Annotated in this window: 16 protein-coding genes; 11 read left to right on the plus strand and 5 right to left on the minus strand. The window is 71.3% G+C overall.

Annotation, left to right across the window (positions count from 1 at the left end):
* Positions 1–4 precede the first annotated feature (4 nt).
* The 3 genes from rho to ACNF49_RS03300 all read left to right on the plus strand — a co-directional run bounded on the left by rho (position 5) and on the right by ACNF49_RS03300 (position 4060).
* Positions 5–1117 carry a transcription termination factor Rho gene (gene rho / locus ACNF49_RS03290; RefSeq protein WP_357966044.1) on the plus strand — a complete coding sequence of 371 codons (1113 nt, stop codon included), beginning with the start codon at positions 5–7 and terminating at the stop codon, positions 1115–1117.
* A gap of 20 nt (positions 1118–1137) precedes the next feature.
* Positions 1138–2148 carry a putative RNA methyltransferase gene (locus ACNF49_RS03295; protein WP_482942758.1) on the plus strand — a complete coding sequence of 337 codons (1011 nt, stop codon included), beginning with the start codon at positions 1138–1140 and terminating at the stop codon, positions 2146–2148.
* 145 nt (positions 2149–2293) lie between these two features.
* Positions 2294–4060, plus strand: a complete 1767-nt coding sequence (locus ACNF49_RS03300) for a S9 family peptidase (protein ID WP_357966039.1) — start codon at positions 2294–2296, stop codon at positions 4058–4060.
* 50 nt (positions 4061–4110) lie between these two features.
* Here ACNF49_RS03300 and ACNF49_RS03305 read toward each other — a convergent pair whose 3' ends face one another.
* Positions 4111–5313, minus strand: a complete 1203-nt coding sequence (locus ACNF49_RS03305; RefSeq protein ID WP_357966036.1) for a PP2C family protein-serine/threonine phosphatase — start codon at positions 5311–5313, stop codon at positions 4111–4113.
* A gap of 462 nt (positions 5314–5775) precedes the next feature.
* On the opposite strand from ACNF49_RS03305, the gene ACNF49_RS03310 reads away from it, so the two are divergent.
* Positions 5776–9966 (plus strand): HAMP domain-containing protein, encoded by a 4191-nt coding sequence (locus ACNF49_RS03310; RefSeq protein WP_357966033.1) that lies wholly within the window; start codon positions 5776–5778, stop codon positions 9964–9966.
* A 3-nt stretch (positions 9967–9969) separates the two neighbouring features.
* Positions 9970–10599 (plus strand): response regulator, encoded by a 630-nt coding sequence (locus tag ACNF49_RS03315; RefSeq protein ID WP_364327633.1) that lies wholly within the window; start codon positions 9970–9972, stop codon positions 10597–10599.
* Positions 10600–10672: 73 nt separating this feature from the next.
* Here the strand turns inward: ACNF49_RS03315 and ACNF49_RS03320 are convergent, their stop codons facing one another.
* Complete coding sequence (locus ACNF49_RS03320; protein WP_482942759.1) at positions 10673–11923, minus strand: NYN domain-containing protein; 1251 nt, start codon at positions 11921–11923, stop codon at positions 10673–10675.
* A gap of 186 nt (positions 11924–12109) precedes the next feature.
* Positions 12110–14446, minus strand: a complete 2337-nt coding sequence (locus ACNF49_RS03325) for a sigma-70 family RNA polymerase sigma factor (protein ID WP_482942760.1) — start codon at positions 14444–14446, stop codon at positions 12110–12112.
* Between the two features lie 111 nt (positions 14447–14557).
* Here ACNF49_RS03325 and ACNF49_RS03330 point away from each other — a divergent pair, with 111 nt between their 5' ends.
* From ACNF49_RS03330 to pyrE, 3 genes are read left to right on the plus strand one after another with little or no spacing between them, the layout of a single operon-like run.
* Entirely contained in the window at positions 14558–15103 is a 546-nt protein-coding gene (locus tag ACNF49_RS03330) for a hypothetical protein (RefSeq protein WP_482942761.1), read from the plus strand.
* Positions 15100–15255 (plus strand): hypothetical protein, encoded by a 156-nt coding sequence (locus tag ACNF49_RS03335; protein ID WP_482942762.1) that lies wholly within the window; start codon positions 15100–15102, stop codon positions 15253–15255. The genes ACNF49_RS03330 and ACNF49_RS03335 overlap by 4 nt, the downstream gene beginning before the upstream one ends.
* A gap of 10 nt (positions 15256–15265) precedes the next feature.
* The gene (pyrE, locus tag ACNF49_RS03340; protein ID WP_357966018.1) at positions 15266–15799 is read left to right on the plus strand and encodes an orotate phosphoribosyltransferase; all 534 of its coding nucleotides are present in this window, start codon (positions 15266–15268) and stop codon (positions 15797–15799) included.
* Here pyrE and ACNF49_RS03345 read toward each other — a convergent pair.
* Together ACNF49_RS03345 and ACNF49_RS03350 are read right to left on the minus strand one after the other, a co-directional pair.
* Positions 15774–16211 carry a hypothetical protein gene (locus ACNF49_RS03345; RefSeq protein ID WP_482942763.1) on the minus strand — a complete coding sequence of 146 codons (438 nt, stop codon included), beginning with the start codon at positions 16209–16211 and terminating at the stop codon, positions 15774–15776. The two genes, pyrE and ACNF49_RS03345, sit on opposite strands and share 26 nt — an antisense overlap.
* A gap of 77 nt (positions 16212–16288) precedes the next feature.
* On the minus strand, positions 16289–16999 hold the full coding sequence (locus ACNF49_RS03350) for a DedA family protein (protein WP_482942764.1): 711 nt from the start codon (positions 16997–16999) through the stop codon (positions 16289–16291).
* A gap of 126 nt (positions 17000–17125) precedes the next feature.
* On the opposite strand from ACNF49_RS03350, the gene fbaA reads away from it, so the two are divergent.
* The 3 genes from fbaA (at position 17126) to ACNF49_RS03365 (ending at position 20005) form a co-directional block, all read left to right on the plus strand.
* Positions 17126–18148, plus strand: a complete 1023-nt coding sequence (gene fbaA / locus ACNF49_RS03355) for a class II fructose-bisphosphate aldolase (RefSeq protein ID WP_352357541.1) — start codon at positions 17126–17128, stop codon at positions 18146–18148.
* A gap of 34 nt (positions 18149–18182) precedes the next feature.
* Positions 18183–18593 carry a DUF3151 domain-containing protein gene (locus ACNF49_RS03360; RefSeq protein WP_357966011.1) on the plus strand — a complete coding sequence of 137 codons (411 nt, stop codon included), beginning with the start codon at positions 18183–18185 and terminating at the stop codon, positions 18591–18593.
* A gap of 128 nt (positions 18594–18721) precedes the next feature.
* A complete protein-coding gene (locus ACNF49_RS03365; RefSeq protein WP_357966008.1) occupies positions 18722–20005 on the plus strand; it encodes an adenylosuccinate synthase in 1284 nt (427 codons plus the stop codon).
* Positions 20006–20094: the final 89 nt, after the last annotated feature.

A 20094-nucleotide genomic window follows, 5' to 3' on the forward strand; every position in this document is an offset into this window, starting at 1 on the left:
CATCATGTCTGTTCACACCATTCCGCAACAGCGCGCGGAAACGCCCGCAGGGCAGGTGAGCGGCCTCCTCGACGTGCAGGAGAAGTCCGCCCACATCCGCGCGGAACACCTTCCCGGGCCGGGCGACGTACGCGTGCCCCCCGAGCGGGTCAGGCAGCTCGGGCTGCGGCGCGGCGACCACGTCGTGGCCTCCGTGGCCGGGAACAAGCTGGCCGGCGTCCAGTCCGTCAACGGCCTGACCGAGTGGCGGGACCGGCCGCGATTCGACGAGCTGACGCCCGTCCATCCCGACGAGCGGCTGGTCATCGAGACCGGGGCGCTCAGCACCCGGGTCATCGACCTCGTCGCGCCCATCGGCAAGGGGCAGCGCGGTCTCATCGTGGCGCCGCCCAAGGCCGGCAAGACGATGGTGCTGCAGGCGCTGGCCGCCGCGGTCACCCGCAACCATCCCGAGGTGCACCTCATGGTCGTGCTCGTGGGCGAGCGGCCCGAGGAGGTGACCGAGATGCGCGCCTCCGTCCAGGGCGAGATCTTCGCCTCCACCTTCGACCACCCCGACCGCGACCACGCCGCCGTCGCCGAGCTGGCCCTCGAACGCGCCAAGCGCCTGGTGGAGGCCGGCCGCGACGTCGTGCTGCTGCTCGACTCGCTGACCCGGCTCGGCCGGGCCTACAACAACCTCGCGCCCGGCGGCGGCCGGGTGCTCACCGGCGGCATCGACGCCCGCGCCCTCTACCCGCCCAAGCGCTTCTTCGGCGCGGCGCGCAACGTCGAGGGCGGCGGCTCGCTGACCATCCTCGCCAGCGCGCTCGTGGACACCGGCTCCCGCATGGACAACAGCCTGTACGAGGAGTTCAAGGGCACCGGCAACATGGAGCTGCACCTCGCCCGCGACCTGGCCGAGCGACGCCTGTTCCCCGCGGTCGACCTGGAGGCCTCCGGCACCAGGCGCGAGGAGATGCTCCTGCACCCGCAGGAGCGGCAGGTGATCTGGCGGCTGCGCCGCACGCTCGCCGGGCTGGACCGGCAGCAGGCCCTGGAGACGCTCGTCGGCAAGCTGCGCGCGACGCCGTCCAACGCCGCGTTCCTGCTGGAGGCGCTGCGCGCGGCGGCGTGAGGCCGCTGGAGAATGGGCGCATGCTGGCCGACATCGTCGAACACCTGATCTGCCCCGTCTGCCACGCGGACGTGGAGCTCGCCGACGGCGCACTCCGGTGTGCGCGGGGGCACTCCTTCGACGTGGCCAAGCAGGGGTACGTCAGCCTGCTCACCGGGTCACGCCCGCCCGGCACCGCCGACAGCCCCGCGATGGTGGCCGCGCGGGCCGAGTTCCTGGCGGCCGGGCACTACGCCCCGCTGGCGCAGGCGCTGGCGGAAACCGTACGCGTACGGGTGGCGGGCGGAGAAAAACGTGAATCTTCTACTGAATCGAATGACGAAACCGGGCCGAGAGCGTACGGTGGGGCGGGAGTGGAGGCCGGTCCGCAAGGTGGGCCGGTGACCGTCGAGGGTCTCGGCGCGGCGGGCAGGGTCGCACCGCTGATCGTCGACGCCGGCACGGGCACCGGGCACTACCTGGCGGCCGTGCTCAATGCGGTGGACGATGGCATCGGGATGGCGTTCGACGTGTCCAAGCACGCCGTACGGCGGGCGGCGCGGGCGCATCCGAGGCTGGGGGCGTTCGTGGCGGACGTGTGGCGACCGCTCCCGATCCGGCATGGGGTGGCCGATGTGGTGATCGATGTGTTCGCGCCCAGGAACGGGCCCGAGTTCCGGCGGATCCTGCGCCCTGGAGGGGCGGCGATCGTCGCGACCCCCGCGGCGGCGCACCTGAGCCCGCTGGTCGAGGAGCTGGGGCTGCTCTCGGTGGACGAGGAGAAGGACCGCCGGGTCGCCCGCAGCATGCAGGGGTTCACCCAGACCGGGCGGCGCACGATCGAGTTCGACATGGAGCTCCGGCCGGACGAGCTGACCCAGGTCGTGGGAATGGGCCCGAGCGCGTGGCACACTGATTCCGCCGAGCTGGCCGCCCGCATATCCGGCTATTTCCGCCGACATGCCAAGAATGGCCAGAAGAAAGTTACGGTCAGAGCCGCGTTTCATCTGTCTATCTTCGAGCCTGAGCCCCGTTCAAGACCTGTTCCTTGACGGGCATCTGCGACTGGTGTTACTGATGGGGCATTTAGTCCGAAATTCCCCCACATTCCCCGAGTATTTCCGCGACTCAGGCGCAATACTGGACGGCATCCCGCACCCAGAGGGCGTGGGCCATCGATGGGAGGGGGCGCACCGGATGAAGGCGGAGGAACGCTGGCAGGCCAGGTTCCGTGCGTCGCGCATGACGTTGCCGGCCTGGGCCCGCCAGGCCCCGAACCGCTCCATCTACCGCTCCAACGCCACTGGGACGTGGGAGGTCTACGCCTGGGACCGGGCGACGGGCGCCGTGCGCCAGGTCACCGACCGGCCCAAGGGCACCGCGTACGCGGCGATCGACCCGGCGGGACAGTGGATCTACTGGTTCGCCGACACCGACGGCGACGAGTTCGGCACCTGGTGGCGCCAGCCGTTCGCGGGCGGTCCCAGCGAGCCGGCCGCACCCGGCCTGCCGCCGGGCCAGCCGGGCGGCATCGCGCTCTCGGCGACCGGGATGGCCGCCATCAGCCTGGCCAGCGAGGGCACGTTCCGGATCCACCTGGTACGTCCCGGCGCGCCGGCCGAGCTGCTGTACGAGCACGCCGAGGCCGCCTGGGTGACCGACATGTCCCTCGACGGCTCCCTCATCGCCATCAACCACGGCGAGTACGGCGACTTCCGGCGTCCGGCGCTGCGCGTCGTCGACCAGCACGGCGAGACCGTCGGCGAGCTCTACGACGGCCCCGACAAGGGCGTGCACGGTCTCAGCTTCGCCCCGGTGCTCGGCGACCGCCGCCTGCTGACGCTGCACGAGCGCCGCCAGCGCCACGAGCCCCTGGTCTGGGACCCGGTCACCGGCGAGCAGCGCGAGATCTGGCTGAAGGACCCCGGCGACCTGGCCGCCGAATGGTTCGACGACGGCCGCGGCCTGCTGATCCTGCGCGACCACCGCGCCCGCAGCTACCTGCACCGCTACGACCTGGCGGGCGGCGTCCTGACGCTCATCGACACCCCGCACGGCGTGATCGACGAGGCCGCGCCGCGGCCCGGCGGCCACATCGAGTACTCCTGGTCCAGCGGCTCCCGCCCGCCGATCATCCGGTCGAGCAACGGACAGGTCGTGCTCAACGCGGGCGGCCCGCCGGCGCCGCCGAGCGTCCCCGTCGAGGATCTCGACGTCGAGGGGCCCGGCGGGCGCATCCACGCGCTGGTGTCCAAGCCCGAGACCGGCGCGGCGCCCCACCCGGCGGTCTTCCTCATGCACGGCGGCCCGACCGACCACGACCGCGACACCTTCTCCCCCGAGGTCGCGGCCTGGGTCGACGCGGGCTTCGCCGTCGTCCGCGTCAACTACCGCGGCTCGACCGGCTACGGCTCGGCCTGGCGGGACGCGCTGCACGGCGACGTCGGGCACATCGAGCTGGCCGACATCGCCGCCGTGCGCCGGACGCTGGTGGACCGGGGCACGATCGACCCCGCCCGGCTGATCCTGGCCGGCACCGCCTGGGGCGGCTACCTCTCGCTGCTCGGCCTCGGCGTCCAGCCCGGCCTGTGGGCCGCGGGCATCGCCGCGGTGCCCATCGCCTGCCACCAGACCTGCTACGAGGACGAGGCCGAGAGCCTGCGCGCCTACCAGCGCGCCCTGCTCGGCGGCTCCCCCGACGAGCAGCCCGAACGGTACGCCTTCTGCTCGCCGATCACGTACGTGGACCAGATCAAGAGCCCTCTGCTGATCCTGGCCGGCGAGAACGACACCCGCTGCCCGCTGCGCCAGATCGAGAAGTACGTGGCCAAGCTGGCCGAGCATGGCCGCGAGCACGAGCTCTACACCTACGGCGCCATCCGCGGCTCGCTCGTGGTCGCGGAACGCATCGCGCAGACGGCTCTGCAACTGGAGTTCGCCCGCAAGCACGTGCACGTCGGCTGACCTCTCGCGCACGTCGTGGGAGCGCTCCTGCGGGGGCGCTCCCGCATGGGTCAGCGCGCGCGCAGGACCACGATGGCCAGGTCGTCGGCGCTCGGCTCGGCGGCGAACTCCGCCGCGCCCCTGCGGATGCGCTCGGCCACCGCCCTGGCCGACAGCCCGGCGCACTCGGCCAGCAGCTTGGCCAGGCCGCCGTCGTCGTCGAGCAGCCGCCCGCCCGAGCGCCGCTCGGTCACGCCGTCGGTCACCGCCAGCAGCACGTCACCGTGGTCGAGATGGATGGTGTCGGCCTCGAACACGACCTCGTGGAAGACGCCGAGCAGCGACTGGGGCGTGGTCACCGCCTCCACCTTGCCGCTCGGCTTGAGCCGCAGCGCCTCGGGATGGCCGGCTGACACCAGCCGCACCTCCAGGCCGGACTCCACGGGCGTGATGTCGCCGTGGAGCAGCGTGAGGAACCTGGCGCGCTCGCCCTCCTCCAGGATCGCCTGGTTGAGCCGGCCGAGCACCGCGGCGACGCCGTAGCCCTCGCGGGCCAGCAGGCGCAGCGTGTGACGGGCCAGGCCGGTCACCGCGGCGGCCTCGGGGCCGGTGCCGCAGACGTCGCCGATCGCGAAGCGCCAGGAGTCGTCGCCCGCCTTGAACAGGTCGTAGAAGTCGCCGCCGACCTCGTTGGCCTCGCCGGCGGGCTCGTAGATGACGCCGTAGTCGAGGCCGGGCACCTCGGGCTCGTTGGGCGGCAGGAGGCTGCGCTGCAGCGCCCGGTTGGCCGCGGCCTGCTGGGCGTAGAGCCGGGCGTTGTCCATGGCCAGCGCGGCGCGCCTGCCGATGTCGTCGGCGAACTGGATGACCTCGTCGGGGAAGCGGTCGGACCGGCCGAGGCACATCATGCCGAGCCCGCGGCCGCGCGCGGTGAGCGGCACGGCCAGCACCTGGGAGTCGTTCAGGTGGATGACGGACGTGGCCCTGGTGTCGGCCGCGCCGACGTCCATGTCCGTGAGCTGCTCGCGCAGGCCGTCGATGCGGGCCTCGTCGGCGTGCCAGAGGTAGACCAGCCGCAGCGGGCCGCCCGAGTTGCCGGCGGTGTAGACGGCGCACCAGCTCGACAGACGGGGCACGACGATCTGGGCGATGATCGCCGGGACCATGTCGGGGTCGAGGGTGCCGGCCAGCAGGTCGCTCGCGTCGGCCAGGAACCCGAGCCAGTGGGGGCCCCGCGCGCTCTCCTCCACCCACTCCGCGGCCACCTGGTCCACGGAGCCGGGTAGCGTGAGCCTTGCCCATTGGACACGGGAATCGCCCGCGAAGGTGACTCCCCACTCTTCCACGTTCACGGAAGGAGCCTTCGGGTCACCGTGCGCGGTGATCCGCTGCCGCAGTTCGACCTGGACTGCGTCCCCGTAATGCTTCCAAATCACCTCAAACGGCTCGTCAGAGACCTGCTCCGCGAGATCGCCGGCCACCTGCTCGGCGGTATGGAGCACGCTGACGGTGGCCCACGCGGTCATCACCTCGCGCGTGAACCTCATCGCAGCCGTCACAGCGGTATCGCCAGGCGCGAAGGTCGCGGCCAGCACCGCGTGGGGAGAAGCAGTCATCCCATCGTGCCTACCACACTTCTCACTGACTTGGGGTAAATCCAAGGGCAGGACTACGAGCTACTCATCGTGACAGACTTGAATCACTCGCCGGGACCCGTCGCGAGTGAAGGAGGCCCCATGACCACGGCCAAGGCCGCATCAAGCCCGGAGGAGAGGACCTATACAGAATCGGATCTCGTTCCCGTGCTGGAGACTCTGTTCTCCTGGCGTGACGGCGATTTCCGGCGTCGGGTCCCGCACGCTCCTCCCGGCATCCTCAGCGAAGTGCGCCTGCTGCTGAACGAAGTGGCCGACCGCCGCGAACATCTCGCGAACGAGCTGGCGAGAGTTCGCAAAGAAGTCGTCAAGGAAGGGCGCTTCGGGGAGCGGCTGACGCCCGGCCCGGGCGTCGGGGCGTGGTCCGAGAGCGTCGAGTCGGTCAACATGCTGATCGACGCCCTGGTGAGCCCGGTCAGCGGCGCGGCCGACGTGATCGACGCGGTGGCCAAGGGCGACCTGTCACGACGCATCGACCTCGACCGGTCGGCCCGCGGCGAGGTGCGCCGCCTGGGCAAGGCCATCAACGGCATGGTCGACCAGCTCGCCCTGTTCAACTCCGAGGTCACCAGGGTCGCCCGCGAGGCGGGCACCGAGGGCCGGCTGGGCGGCAGCGCCAACCTGCGGGGCATGTCGGGAAGCTGGCGCGACCTCACCGAGGCCGTCAACACGATGTCCTCACGCGTGGCCGCGCAGGTCCGCGACATCGCCGTGGTCACCACGGCGGTCGCCAAGGGCGACCTGAGCCGCAAGGTCACGGTCGACGCCGTGGGCGAGATGTTCGAGCTGAAGAACACCGTCAACACGATGGTCGACCAGCTCTCGGGCTTCGCCGAGGAGGTCACCCGCGTGGCCCGCGAGGTCGGCACCGAGGGCCAGCTGGGCGGCCAGGCGCAGGTCACCGGCGTGTCGGGCGTCTGGAAGGACCTCACCGACAACGTCAACTTCATGGCCAACAACCTGACCTCGCAGGTGCGCTCGATCGCGACCGTCGCGACGGCGGTCGCCCAGGGCAACCTGTCGAAGAAGATCACCGTTGACGCCGAGGGCGAGATCCTGCAGCTCAAGGACACCCTCAACACGATGGTCGACCAGCTGTCGTCCTTCGCCGACGAGGTCACCCGCGTGGCCCGCGAGGTCGGCACCGAAGGCAAGCTCGGCGGGCGCGCCGAGGTGAAGGGCGTGTCCGGGGTCTGGAAGGACCTCACCGACAACGTCAACTCGATGGCCAACAACCTGACCTACCAGGTGCGCAACATCGCCCAGGTGACCACGGCCGTGGCCAACGGCGACCTGACCCGCAAGATCGACGTCGACGCCCAGGGCGAGATCCTCGAACTCAAGTCGACCATGAACACGATGGTCGAGCAGCTGTCCTCGTTCGCCTCCGAGGTCACCCGCGTGGCCCGCGAGGTCGGCACCGAGGGCCAGCTCGGCGGCCAGGCGCAGGTGCGCGGCGTGTCCGGGGTCTGGAAAGACCTCACCGACAACGTCAACTCGATGGCCAACAACCTCACCTCGCAGGTGCGCCAGATCGCGGCCGTCTCGTCCGCGGTGGCGCAGGGCAACCTGTCGAAGAAGATCACCGTTGACGCGCAGGGCGAGATCCTGCAGCTCAAGGACACCCTCAACACGATGGTCGACCAGCTGTCGTCCTTCGCCGACGAGGTCACCCGGGTGGCCCGCGAGGTGGGCACGCAGGGGCAGCTCGGCGGCCAGGCGAGGGTGCAGGGCGTGTCGGGCGTGTGGAAGGACCTCACCGACAACGTCAACTTCATGGCGAACAACCTGACCTATCAGGTGCGCAACATCGCCGAGGTCACCACGGCCGTGGCCAACGGCGACCTGACCCGCAAGATCGACGTCGACGCCCAGGGCGAGATCCTGGCGCTGAAGACCACCATCAACCGGATGGTCGACCAGCTGTCCTCCTTCGCCTCCGAGGTCACCCGCGTGGCCCGCGAGGTGGGCTCGGAGGGCCAGCTCGGCGGCCAGGCCCGGGTCGAGGGCGTCGAGGGCACCTGGAAGCGGCTCACCGAGAGCGTCAACGAGCTGGCCGGCAACCTGACCACGCAGGTGCGCGCCATCGCGACCGTGACCAGCGCCGTGGCCCGGGGCGACCTGACCCGTTCGATCGCCGTCGAGGCGCAGGGCGAGCTGGCGGAGCTGAAGGACAACATCAACTCGATGGTGGCCAACCTCCGCGAGACCACCCAGGCCAACCAGGAACAGGACTGGCTCAAGTCCAACCTGGCCCGCATCTCCCGGCTCATGCAGGGCCACCGCGACCTGTTCGAGGTGGCCAAGCTGACGATGAGCGAGCTCACTCCGCTGGTCTCGGCCCGCTACGGCGCCTTCTACGGCATCGACCCCGAGGGCGACCACGAGCTGACGCTGATCGGCGGCTACGGCGTGCGCCCCGACCGGGGGCCGCGCCGGCGCTTCGCGATCGGCGAGGGCATCGTCGGCCAGGCGGCGGCCGAGGGCAGGCACATCATCCTCGACGACGTGCCGCCGCAGTTCATCACCATCGACAGCGGGCTCAGCCAGTCCACGCCCGCGCAGATCGTCGTGCTGCCGATCCTGTTCGAGAACCGCGTGCTCGGCGTGCTGGAGCTGGCCTCCTTCACCCCGTTCGGCGAGGTGCACCTCGACTTCCTGACGCAGCTCGTCGAGACCATCGGCGTCACGATGAACACGATCATCGCCAACTCCCGCACCGAAGACCTGCTGACCGAGTCCCAGCGGCTCACCCGTGAGCTGCAGGAACGCTCTGACGAGCTCCAGCGGCAGCAGGAGGAGCTGCGCAGGTCCAACGCCGAGCTGGAGGACAAGGCGGCGCTGCTGGCCAAGCAGAACCGCGCGATCGAGATCCAGAACTTCCAGATCGAGCAGGCCCGCCGCACCCTGGAGGAGCGCGCCGAGCAGCTCGCCGTCTCCTCGCGGTACAAGTCCGAGTTCCTCGCGAACATGTCCCACGAGCTGCGCACACCGCTCAACAGCCTGCTGGTGCTGGCCAAGCTGCTGACCGAGAACGCCGAGGGCAACCTGACGTCCCAGCAGGTCGAGTTCGCCCGCACGATCCACAGCGCGGGCTCGGCGCTGCTGCAGCTCATCAACGACATGCTCGACCTGTCGAAGGTCGAGGCGGGCCGGATGGACATCCATCCGATCCAGGTGTCGCTGCCCAAGATGGTCGACCTGCTGGAGGCGGCCTTCGCGCCGCTGGCCCAGGACAAGGGGTTGTCGTTCGGCGTCGAGGTGGCCTCCGACGTGCCGAGCGAGCTGCGGGCCGACGAGCAGCGTCTGCAGCAGGTGCTGCGCAACCTGCTGTCCAACGCGGTGAAGTTCACCCCGAAGGGCGAGGTCAAGCTGCGGGTGGCGGCGGCGCCCCGGGGCGTCGACTTCGACGACGACACCCTCCACGACGCCACCGACCTGCTGGCCTTCCAGGTGATCGACACCGGCATCGGCATCGCGCCCGACAAGCGCGAGGTCATCTTCGAGGCGTTCAGGCAGGCCGACGGCACCACCAGCCGCAAATACGGCGGCACCGGCCTCGGCCTGGCCATCTGCCGCGACATCGCCCGGCTGCTCGGCGGCGAGATCCACGTCGACAGCGAGCTGGGCAGGGGCAGCACGTTCACCCTCTACCTGCCGGCCTCCTACACCGGCCCGCTGGCCGCCACCGACGGCAGCACGGCCCCGCGCCGGCAGCTCATGACCTCGCCCGCCGAGGAGCAGGCCGCCGCCGCGACCTTGCCCGAGCCGCCGCCGCTCGACATGCCGATGCCCGAGCTGGTCGAGGCGCCCGTGGAGACGCCCGCCCAGTGGCAGGGCGACGACCCGCTCAACGGCGCCAAGATCCTCATCGTCGACGACGACATCCGCAACGTGTTCGCCCTCACCAGCGTGCTGGAGCGACACGGATCGACGGTCGTCTACGCCGAGAACGGCCGCGAGGGGATCGAGCAGCTCGAACGGAACGAAGACGTCGCGCTCGTCCTGATGGACATCATGATGCCGGAGATGGACGGCTGGGCCACGACCTCGGCCATCCGGCGCATGCCCCAGTTCGCCGACCTGCCGATCATCGCGCTGACCGCTAAGGTCATGCGTGGTGATCGCGAGAAGAGCATCGCCTCGGGCGCGTCCGACTACGTGCCCAAGCCGGTCGACGTCGATCGCCTGCTCGAACGGCTGCGCGGCTGGCTCAGCCGTGGGCGAGGAGCCACGACCGACTCGTCGCCCTCAACCGCTGAAGGGTCGTGATCGATGCCGGACCGTGCAAAGATCCTCCTGGTCGACGACCGCGAGGAGAACCTGATCGCCCTGGAGGCGATCCTCAGCTCGCTCGACCTGGTGCCCGTACGCGCCAGGTCCGGCGAGGAGGCGCTCAAGGCGCTGCTCAACACCGAGTTCGCGCTGATCCTGCTCGACGTCCGGATGCCGGGCATGGACGGCTTCGAGACGGCCGCCCACATCAAGCGGCGAGAGCGGACCAGGAACATCCCGATCATCTTCCTGACCGTGGTCGACAGCGCTCCCGACTACGCCTTCCGCGGATACGCGGCGGGCGCGGTCGACTATCTCACCAAGCCGTTCGACCCTTGGGTGCTGCGGGCGAAGGTGTCGGTGTTCACCGAGCTCTACAACATGAACAAGCGCCTGGCCGAGCAGGCGTCGTTGCTCCGCGAGCGGCTGACCGGCGAGCTGCCGCCCGGAGCGGGTGACCACGCCTCGGTGCTGCCGGAGTTGTCCCGGCGGCTCACGGCGGTGGAGGACGAGCTGGCCCGGGTGCGGGAACTGGCCCGCAAGTCGCAGGATCCGGCGCTCGCCGTACCGCTGGCCGACCTGGGCGATCGGGTCGCCCACCTGCGCGCCGGCTTCGACGCGCTCTCCTGACCTCGTCCCGTCCGACGCCCGGGCCGCCGCTCATGGCGCCCGGGCGTCTGGCTTGCCACGCCTCCCGGGAGGGTCAGTGGCGGGCGCGTTCGAGGGCGTCCCAGAAGCCGCGGCGCAGAGCGTGGCGGACCTCGTCGTGCAGGAGGAAGTCGATCGGCAGCGAGGACCCCTGCAGGAGGCGGGCCTCCAGGTCGGAGGGCATGCGGGGCTTGCGGGCGAGCACCGCCTCCAGCCACAGCGCGGGCGCGTCGCGGGCCACGGACTCGCCGAAGTCGTGCCCTTCGCGATGGGCGGCCTTCACGGCGTCGGCCAGCGTGGTGGCCCCGGCGGTGGCGGCGGGTGGCGGGGAGACGGGCGCGGCCTGCGGCCCGGTGTACGGCCCGAGCTGCGCCTGCTGGTACGTGCCCCCCGAGGACGGCGTGGCGAACTGCCCGGTGCTCGGCGAGGCGGACTGCGGCTGCTGCAGCGGCCCCGTCGCCGGCGCGGACGGCGGCACGGACGGCGGGATCGACGGCGGCTGCTCCTGGTACCCCGAGTACGAGGGCAACACCGGCGGCGTGGCCGACCGCCCGCCCGAGGACGTCTGCCCGTTGGCGGACGGCTGGCCGGAGGAGGGCGCCGCGTGGCTCCCGGAGGACTGCCCGGCCGCGTGGCTGCCCGAGGACGGCGCCGGCGGCAGCGAGGCCGTCGGGGTCACCGGGGGCGCGGCCGGCGGTGCGGGCGGCAGCGAGTGGGCGGCGTGCCCGTTGCTGAGCGGCTGGTGGTGGCCGTTGGCGGACTCGGTGACGCCGCTCACCATCGTGACGTAGGGCCGCAGGTGGGCGCTGCCCAGCTCGACCAGGTCGTCGGACTCCTGCCGCAGCGACCGGGACACGGCCCACCCGCCGTCGGCGGCGATGTGGATGACGGTGACCCTGATGCCGAGATCCTGGGCGTCGCACACCACCTGGGCGAGGTCTTCGTCGCCGCTGACGACGACGGCGTCGCAGATGGCGTTGTTGCGGGCGAGGGTCATGAGGTCGCGATGGACCTGGGCGTCGACGCCCTCGCGGCGGCCCGGCCGGATGCGCGAGAGCCTGAGCTTGAGGCCCGGGATGTCGGCCAGCGCGTCGTGCTCCGGGGTGCGGCGGCCCTCGACGGTCGCCTCGTACCAGTAGCACCGCAGCAGCGGCAGGCCCGTGCGTTCGCGCGACAGGTTGGTCATCAGCTGGAGGAGCCCGGGATAGTCCCAGGCGACGGCCTCTCGATGGCGAGTGCCGTGCACGGCCATCGCTCCGTCTGCCAGCAGATAGCCGGCGTCCACGAACAGCGCACAGCGATCCACTGACACCGCCCCTTTCCTGGTGGTCCGACCTTGCTGGCTCTGCACCGTCAGAGACCGGACTCGGCGGCCCTCTTTCAGGGTAATGAAAGCAGGTGATCGCGCGAGGGTGAATCCCGACGATTCGACCGCGGGCCGCCGTCCAGCCAGACCATTTAGGCAGACCGTACCAGTTCGTCCTGTTTGCGGTCATGAGCGTCCCCTGACGGTCAGCGCGGCCGCGCCGAAGAGCACGACGTCCTTGTCGGTCACGATCGTCAGCGCCGGATCGCGGCCCAGCTCGGCGTCGACCGTGTCGACGTCGACGCCGAAGGTCATCCCCCTGGCACCGTTGGCGGAGCCGTCGAAGACGTTGGCGCGCTCACGGTCGCCGCCGTCGGGGACGATCGCGCCGGTGCCGAGCGAGACCTTGTCGCCCTGGAGATCGGCGTCGCCCTCCCAGGTCACCAGCTCGGCCCGGGCCGGCGCGGCGGCCGGGTTCAGGCCGCCGAGCGGCATGCGCACCTTCCTGGCCGCGCCGCCGATCACGGTCGCCGTGTCGAGCACCACGGCCTGGCTGTACGGCTCCCGCGGCCCGGCCACGACCACCACCAGGCTCCACCCGGCGTGGCTGGAGGCCCCCTCCGCCATCGGCGCGTCGGCCGCCCACCACAGGCCGCCCGGCCGCGCCTGCCCGGCCAGCGCGGTGACGTCGGCGAACGCCTGGTAGGCCGGGCCGAGCGGCATGTCGAGGGCCGTGACGTGGTCGGGAAGGACCGACACGTACGTGCGCCGGCCCGGCGCCCTGACCTTGACGGGCCCCGCCGCCGCGCCGCTCGCCGACCAGTAGAGCCCGGCCCACACGACCCTGCTGTCCTTGGGCAGGGTGAGCCGGGCCGCGCTGGACGCGGTGGTGGCCGGGCTGGAGTCCTGGTCGAGCGGGGTCATCGGCCACAGGTCGTTGTCGCGCTGGTCGCCCTGGCGGCGCCTGGCCTCGGCGCAACCGTCGTGCTCCTCGGGACAGCTCAGCAGCGTGTTGCCGATCGCCCGGACGGCCACCCTGCCCTCGGTGGCGAACCGGGCCGACGCCCCCACCGTGCGCACGCCCTGCGCGGCCCGCGCGTTGACGTGGAGGTCGTCGGCGTCGACGCGCACGGCCGGCCCGGCGCCCTCCGGGGCCAGCTCCGACACCAGCACGCGCAGGAACACCGCCGTGCCGTGCCCCGCGGCCAGCGGCTGCCTGGCGCACCGGGCGCCCTGGCCGGCCTGCCGGCAGGACCAGCCGTCGACCGTGCCCACGGGATCGAGGAGCGCCACGCCGTGCCCGCGCCTGGCCGGCGGCAGGAGCGTCACGCCGGGCGGCAGCTCGACGGTCGCGGCCAGCTCGCCGCTCGGGCCGTCGCCGTCGTTGCGCAGGCGCATGCCGACGATGCCGGGCTGGGCGCGTACGAGGGCGCCGAGCGCGCCGATCGTGGCGCGCAGCCGCGGCCTGCCCCGCGGCTCCTTCCGCGGCGGCGGGACGCGCGCCGGCGGCTCGCTCGCCACGGGCAGCGGCACCGGCCGCACCGACACCGGGGGCTGGGCCAGCGGCGTGGGCGTGGCCACCGGCCGCTCGGCCACCGGCGACTCCCCGGACACCAGCACGAACGCCGCCACCGCCGCGGACGCGACCGCGACGCCGCCCGCCGCCACGACCTGCTGCCGCGAGGGCGCCCGTCGCAACCAGCCGAACAGCCGCAGGAGCCAGCCCGCTCCGCCGCCGGCCGCGCCCGCCTTGGCCAGCGCCGCGGCGTAGCCGCTGAACACCGGGCCGGCGATCAGCGGGCCGACGATGACGCGCAGGCCGCGGTTGACGTCGGTCAGTTCGAGCAGGACGCCGTGGCATTCCTCGCAGTCGTTCACGTGGTCGTCGACCGCGCGCGAGTCGCGCCTGGCCAGGCCGCCCCTGACGTAGGCGCCCATCTTGCCGAGCACGGGACGACACTCGTGCTGCGGCGCCGCGCGCAGGTGCATCTGCAGGTACGCCTGCCGCAGCCCCTCGCGCGCCCGGTAGGCCAGCGCCGCCACCCCGTTGGCCGACAGGCCGAGCAGCGGCGCGACCTCGGCGGGCTTGCACTTCTCCACCTCGGTGTGCCAGAGCACCGCCCGCCACCGCTCGGGCAGCGACAGGAACGCGCGCGAGATCATCGACCGCTCAAGGCCGACGAGCGCGGGATCGACGAAGGGCACGCCCGCGTCGTAGCGCTCGATCTCGCCGGTGGTCACCTGGCGGCTCTCGACCCGGCTGCGGTCGTAGACGGTGCGGCGCACGACGGTCAGCAGGTACGTGCGGAACCCCGACTCCGGGCCGCCACCCCTGCCCACCAGGTCGAGGATCTTCGTGAACGACTCGGCCACGACGTCCTCGACCTCGGACTCGCCCCTGACGAGCTGTCTGGCCAGCGCGCGCGCCGCGGCCACGTGACGCTCGTAGAGCCGTCCGTACGCGGTCGCGACGCCGGCCCGGACCTCCTTCAGCAGGTCCGCATCGCTTAGCGGCGATTCCACACTCATTGTGACCTCACGATTACAGCGGGTTGCCCCGCGCAATCATTCCGCATTCTCCGTCATGACTAAACCGAAGCGCCGTCTTTACCTCTGAGGACCACGGGAGGACGCATGGACGAGGACGTGCTGTCGCGCTGGCGCGGCCGGAGCATGGCGGAGGGCTGGTCGCTGGCCGACGACTGGTGGACCCCGGCGGTGGCGTACGCGATCAGGGCCGCGACGGACGGCGGCGACCTGCCGCGCGCCTGCGAGGAGCTGGGCGCGGCACGCGCGGGGGCGGGGGTGGGGATCAACGAGGGGCTGGGCGACCTGGCGGCGCTGTTCGCCGTCACCGATCGGGGGGAGCCGACGTTCCCCCTGGTACGGGCGTACGCGGCCGGGTGGGCCGAACAGAGCTTCGCGCCCATGAGCGACCTGCAGTGCGAGGACCCGCTGACCGGCCTGGCCACGGTGGCCTACCTGCGTACCAGGTTGGGCGAGCTCTACCGGGGGCGGTCGCGGGCGGGCACCTGCTGGTGGTGGCCGAGCCGTACGGGCAGATCGCGGAGCTGGCCGAGCGGCTGGCGGCGGCGCTCAACCTGGCCACGGCGCTGCGCAGGGCGTTCACCGGCGAGGAGACACTGGCACTGCTCGCGCCCACCCGCGTCGCCGCGGTGACCAGGGAGGACGATCGGCTGCCCGGCAAGGTCGCCGACCTGCGCGCCACGGAGATCCTGCACGGCCGCCACGCCCGCGTCCGGGTGCGGCGGCTCCCCCGCGCGCACGCGCAGGCCCTGGCTCTCATCAGGACGCTGAGCCTGGGACCCTAAGCTTGGGCGCATGACAGACCGCGACAACCTGCTGGCCGAGATCAAGCGCAAGGCCGTCGTCCACGGCAAGGTCACGCTCTCCTCGGGCAAGGAGGCCGACTTCTACCTCGACCTGCGGCGGATCACGCTCGACGGGGTGGCCGCGCCGCTCGTCGGCAAGGTGATGCTCGACCTGACCGACGATCTCGACTTCGACGCCGTCGGCGGGCTCACGATGGGGGCCGACCCGGTGGCCTGCGCGATGCTGCACGCCGCGGCGGCGCGCGGGCGCACGCTCGACGCGTTCGTGGTGCGCAAGACGCAGAAGTCGCACGGCATGCAGCGCCGGATCGAGGGGCCCGAGGTGAAGGGCCGACGGGTGCTGGCCGTGGAGGACACCTCGACGACCGGCGGATCGCCGCTGACCGCCGTCGAGGCGCTGCGGGAGGCGGGCGCCGAGGTGGTGGCCGTGGCCACGATCGTCGACCGGGGCGCGGGCGCGCGGATGGCGGAGGAGGGGCTCGACTACCGCACCGCCTTCAGCCTCCAGGACCTCGGACTGTGAAGGCCGCCCTCGCGCCCTGCCCGCCGGGGGCGCGCGGGCTGCCGTTCTCGGTGACGCGGACGGTGCCCGCGTCGCCGAGCACGACGTCGAGCTCCGGCTCGAAGTAGCTGACCTCTTCACCCCTGCTCATCTCGCGATGTTGCAGCACGTCCCCGCCGGGGACGCGGACGGTCACGGTGGGGCAGACCTCGGCCACGCACTCGATGCGCACGGTCGGCACCCTGCCCTCGCTCGCCCGCACGGCCCCGGTGCCCGTGGGCATGGCCGTGAGCGCTGTCGTGGACGCTGCCGTGGACGCCGGCCGCTCCGGCTGCGAGCCGAACGAGTCGATCAGGGCGCGCACGCCGACGACCACCAGCGTCACCACGGCCCCCACCGCGAGGACGACGAGGGCTGATCGGGCGATTCCCATCGGATCTGACCTGTGGCGTCCCACAGGGGGCACTGTACCCGGTGGTAACCCAGGGCCCCCGGGGTCAGTGCCGGAGGTCAGTGCTGGGGGTCGCTGCTGGAGGGCGCGCGGTGGTGCTTGCCGTTGGGCAGCGGCAGCCGCTTGCGCTCGCGGCGCTTCTTGACGACCTCGACGATGATCGGGATCAGCGAGATGAAGACGATGATGAACACGCCCGGCAGGATGTACTTGTCGATCTGCTTGGGATCGACCTTGCTGCCGAGGAAGTAGCCGAGCAGCACCAGGCCCTCGACCCAGACCACACCGCCGATGACGTTCCACAGGAAGAAGCGCCTGGCGGGCATCTCCAGGACGCCGGCCACCGGGTTCATGAACGTGCGGACGATCGGCACGAACCGCGCCAGCACGACCGCCCTGGCCGGGCCGAACTTCTGGAAGAACTCCTCGGCGCGTATGACGTGTTCGCGCTTGAACAGCCGCGAGTCGGGCCGGTCGAACATCTTCCTGCCGAACCGGGCACCCAGGAAGTGGCCGAGCTGGGCGCCCGCGATGGCACACAACGGTGTGCCGATCACCAGGACGGGGAAGGAGATCGGCGGCGCCTCGCCCACGACCAGCGACGCGGAACTGAAGATCCCCGCCGCCACCAGCAGCGAGTCGCCCGGCAGGAAGAAGCCGAGCAGCAGACCCGTCTCGGCGAAGATGATCGCCAGGACGCCGATGGTGGCGAAGGCGCCGAGGATGGTGAGCCACCACGTCGGGTCGAGGAGATTCCAGAGCCAGTCCACCCCGTGAGCCTACCTGGAGCCGAGCGAATCGGATGTGGCCATCCGGCTCGCGTTGTCACTACCAGTTGTGGTTGGGAGCCGGGATACTGGGCAGGCGCGAAGCCGTACTTCTCAGGGAGATGACTCATGCCCATCGCGACTCCAGAGGTCTACGCCGAGATGCTCGACCGTGCCAAAGCGGGCGGGTTCGCCTATCCGGCGATCAACGTGACCTCTTCTCAGACCTTGAACGCCGCGCTGCGCGGGTTCGCCGAGGCCGAGAGCGACGGCATCGTGCAGGTGTCCACCGGCGGCGCCGAGTTCCTCTCCGGCACGACGGTCAAGGACATGGTGACGGGCGCGACCGCGCTGGCCGAGTACGCACGGGTGGTGGCCGCCAAGTACCCGGTCACGGTGGCGCTGCACACCGACCACTGCCCGAAGGACAAGCTCGACGGCTACATGCGGCCGCTGATCGACATCTCGCTGGAGCGGGTGTCCAAGGGCCTCGACCCGCTCTTCCAGTCGCACATGTGGGACGGCTCGGCCGTGCCGCTGGAGGAGAACCTGGAGATCGCCAAGGAGCTCCTGGACAAGTGCGCCCGCGCCCGGATCATCATGGAGATGGAGATCGGCGTCGTCGGCGGCGAGGAGGACGGCGTCGTCGGCGAGATCAACGAGAAGCTCTACACCACCGCCGAAGACGCGCTGGCCACGGCCGAGGCCGTCGGCGTCGGCGACCGGGGCCGCTACATGCTGGCCGCCACGTTCGGCAACGTGCACGGCGTCTACAAGCCGGGCCACGTGAAGCTGCGGCCGAGCGTGCTGAAGGAGATCCAGGACGCGGTCGGGGCCAAGTACGGCAAGGACAAGCCGTTCGACCTGGTCTTCCACGGCGGCTCCGGCTCGCTGCTGGAGGAGATCCACGAGGCCATCTCCTACGGCGTGGTGAAGATGAACGTCGACACCGACACCCAGTACGCCTTCACCAGGCCGATCGCCGACCACATGTTCCGCAACTACGACGGCGTGCTGAAGGTCGACGGCGAGGTCGGCAACAAGAAGGCCTACGACCCGCGCGCCTATGGCAAGAGCGCCGAGACCGGCATGGCGGCCCGTGTGGCGGAGGCCTGCCACAACCTCAAGAGCAGTGGGACGAAGATCTCCTAGCCACTTGGGCGGCACGGCGGGTATGACTTGTCCTATGGATAACCTTCTCGCCGGGCCGCCCCCGACTCACCTGCCGGACCTGCCCGAGGCCAGGGAGGCGCTGGAATCCGGGGCCAAGGCCGCCGACGTGGCCGCCCGCTTCCCCGCCCACCCGGCGGCCTGGGCCGCGCTCGCGGAGGAGTACTTCGCGCAGGGCCATGCCGTCACCTCCTACGCCTTCGCCCGCACGGGCTACCATCGCGGCCTCGACCAGCTGCGCAGGAGCGGCTGGAAGGGCCACGGTCCCATCCCGTGGGAGCACGAGCCCAACCGCGGCTTCCTGCGCTGCCTGCACGCCCTGTCCAGGGCGGCGCAGTCCATCGGCGAGAAGGACGAGGCCGAGCGTTGCCTGCAGTTCCTCAAGGACAGCACCGAGACCGGATATGAGGCGCTGACCAAGGGTTAGCAGCGCGTTGGGCCCGCATTGGACCCACGCGCCTTGGGACGAATGGGCAGACTCGGGTAGTCTCTCTACGCAAGAGCCCCTGTCGCACTTGCGCCAGGGGTTTCGTTTTGTGCTCGGGAGACTGAACAATGCCGGCTGCCGTTCTCGTTGGGGCCCAGTGGGGCGATGAGGGCAAGGGCAAGGCCACCGACCTGCTCGGTGGCGACGTCGACTACGTCGTCCGTTATCAGGGTGGCAACAACGCGGGACACACCGTCGTCATCGGTGACCAGAAATACGCTCTGCATCTTCTGCCGACGGGGATCCTGTCGCCGGACGTCGTACCGGTGATCGGCAACGGTGTGGTGATCGACCCGGGGGTGCTGCTGAGCGAGATCGACGGGCTGGCCGCGCGGGGCATCTCCGCCGAACGCCTGCTGATCTCCTCCAACGCGCACCTGATCATGCCGCACCACAAGGCGCTGGACAAGGTCACCGAGCGCTATCTGGGCAAGGCCAAGATCGGCACCACCGGGCGCGGCATCGGCCCCGCGTACGGCGACAAGATCGCCCGGATGGGCGTGCGGGTCCAGGACCTGCTCGACCCGGGCATCCTGGCCAAGAAGATCGAGGTCGCCCTGACCGAGAAGAACCAGGTGCTGACCAAGGTCTACAACCGGCGCGGCATCGACCCGGTCGCCGTGCTGGAGGAGTACCTGGCCTACGCCGAACGGCTCAAGCCGCACATCGCCGACACCTCGCTGGTGCTCTCCAAGGCGCTGGACGAGGGCAAGTTCGTGCTGCTGGAGGGCGGCCAGGGCACGCTGCTGGACATCGACCACGGCACGTACCCGTTCGTCACCTCCTCCTCGCCGACGTCCGGGGGCGCGTGCGCCGGGGCGGGCATCCCGCCGAACCGGCTCACGAAGATCATCGGGATCCTGAAGGCGTACACGACCCGCGTGGGCTCGGGGCCGTTCCCGACCGAGCTGACCGACGAGACGGGCGAGTGGCTGCGCAGGACCGGCGGCGAGTACGGCGTCACCACCGGCCGCGACCGTCGCTGCGGCTGGTTCGACGCGGTGATCGCCCGCTACGCGACCCGGATCAACGGGGTCACCGACTACTTCCTCACCAAGCTCGACATCCTGTCCGGGCTCGAGCGCATCCCGGTGTGCGTGGCGTACGAGGTCGACGGCGTGCGGTTCGACGAGATCCCGATGACCCAGACCGACTTCCACCACGCGGTCCCGGTCTACGAGGAGCTGCCGGGCTGGCAGGAGGACATCTCGCACGCCAAGTCGTTCGAGGACCTGCCGCCGAACGCGCAGTCGTACGTGCGGGCGCTGGAGGAGATGAGCGGGGCGCCCATCTCGGCGATCGGCGTCGGCCCCGGCCGCGACCAGACCGTGGTGGTGCGGTCGCTGGTCTGACCGGCACGTGACGAGGGGCCCGGCGCGGGAACGCGCCGGGCCCCTCGTGTGTCGCGGTGTGTCGCGGTGTGTCGCGGTGTGTCGCGGTG

The organism is Actinomadura sp. ATCC 39365, from assembly GCF_054392275.1.

Bases quoted from the DNA above. Each gene is read 5' to 3' on its own strand.
- rho (WP_357966044.1), top strand. From the start codon at position 5: ATGTCTGTTCACACCATTCCGCAACAGCGCGCGGAAACGCCCGCAGGG.
- ACNF49_RS03295 (WP_482942758.1), top strand. From the start codon at position 1,138: ATGCTGGCCGACATCGTCGAACACCTGATCTGCCCCGTCTGCCACGCG.
- ACNF49_RS03300 (WP_357966039.1), top strand. From the start codon at position 2,294: ATGAAGGCGGAGGAACGCTGGCAGGCCAGGTTCCGTGCGTCGCGCATG.
- ACNF49_RS03310 (WP_357966033.1), top strand. From the start codon at position 5,776: ATGACCACGGCCAAGGCCGCATCAAGCCCGGAGGAGAGGACCTATACA.
- ACNF49_RS03315 (WP_364327633.1), top strand. From the start codon at position 9,970: ATGCCGGACCGTGCAAAGATCCTCCTGGTCGACGACCGCGAGGAGAAC.
- ACNF49_RS03330 (WP_482942761.1), top strand. From the start codon at position 14,558: ATGGACGAGGACGTGCTGTCGCGCTGGCGCGGCCGGAGCATGGCGGAG.
- pyrE (WP_357966018.1), top strand. From the start codon at position 15,266: ATGACAGACCGCGACAACCTGCTGGCCGAGATCAAGCGCAAGGCCGTC.
- ACNF49_RS03345 (WP_482942763.1), bottom strand. From the start codon at position 16,211: ATGGGAATCGCCCGATCAGCCCTCGTCGTCCTCGCGGTGGGGGCCGTG.
- fbaA (WP_352357541.1), top strand. From the start codon at position 17,126: ATGCCCATCGCGACTCCAGAGGTCTACGCCGAGATGCTCGACCGTGCC.
- ACNF49_RS03360 (WP_357966011.1), top strand. From the start codon at position 18,183: ATGGATAACCTTCTCGCCGGGCCGCCCCCGACTCACCTGCCGGACCTG.
- ACNF49_RS03365 (WP_357966008.1), top strand. From the start codon at position 18,722: ATGCCGGCTGCCGTTCTCGTTGGGGCCCAGTGGGGCGATGAGGGCAAG.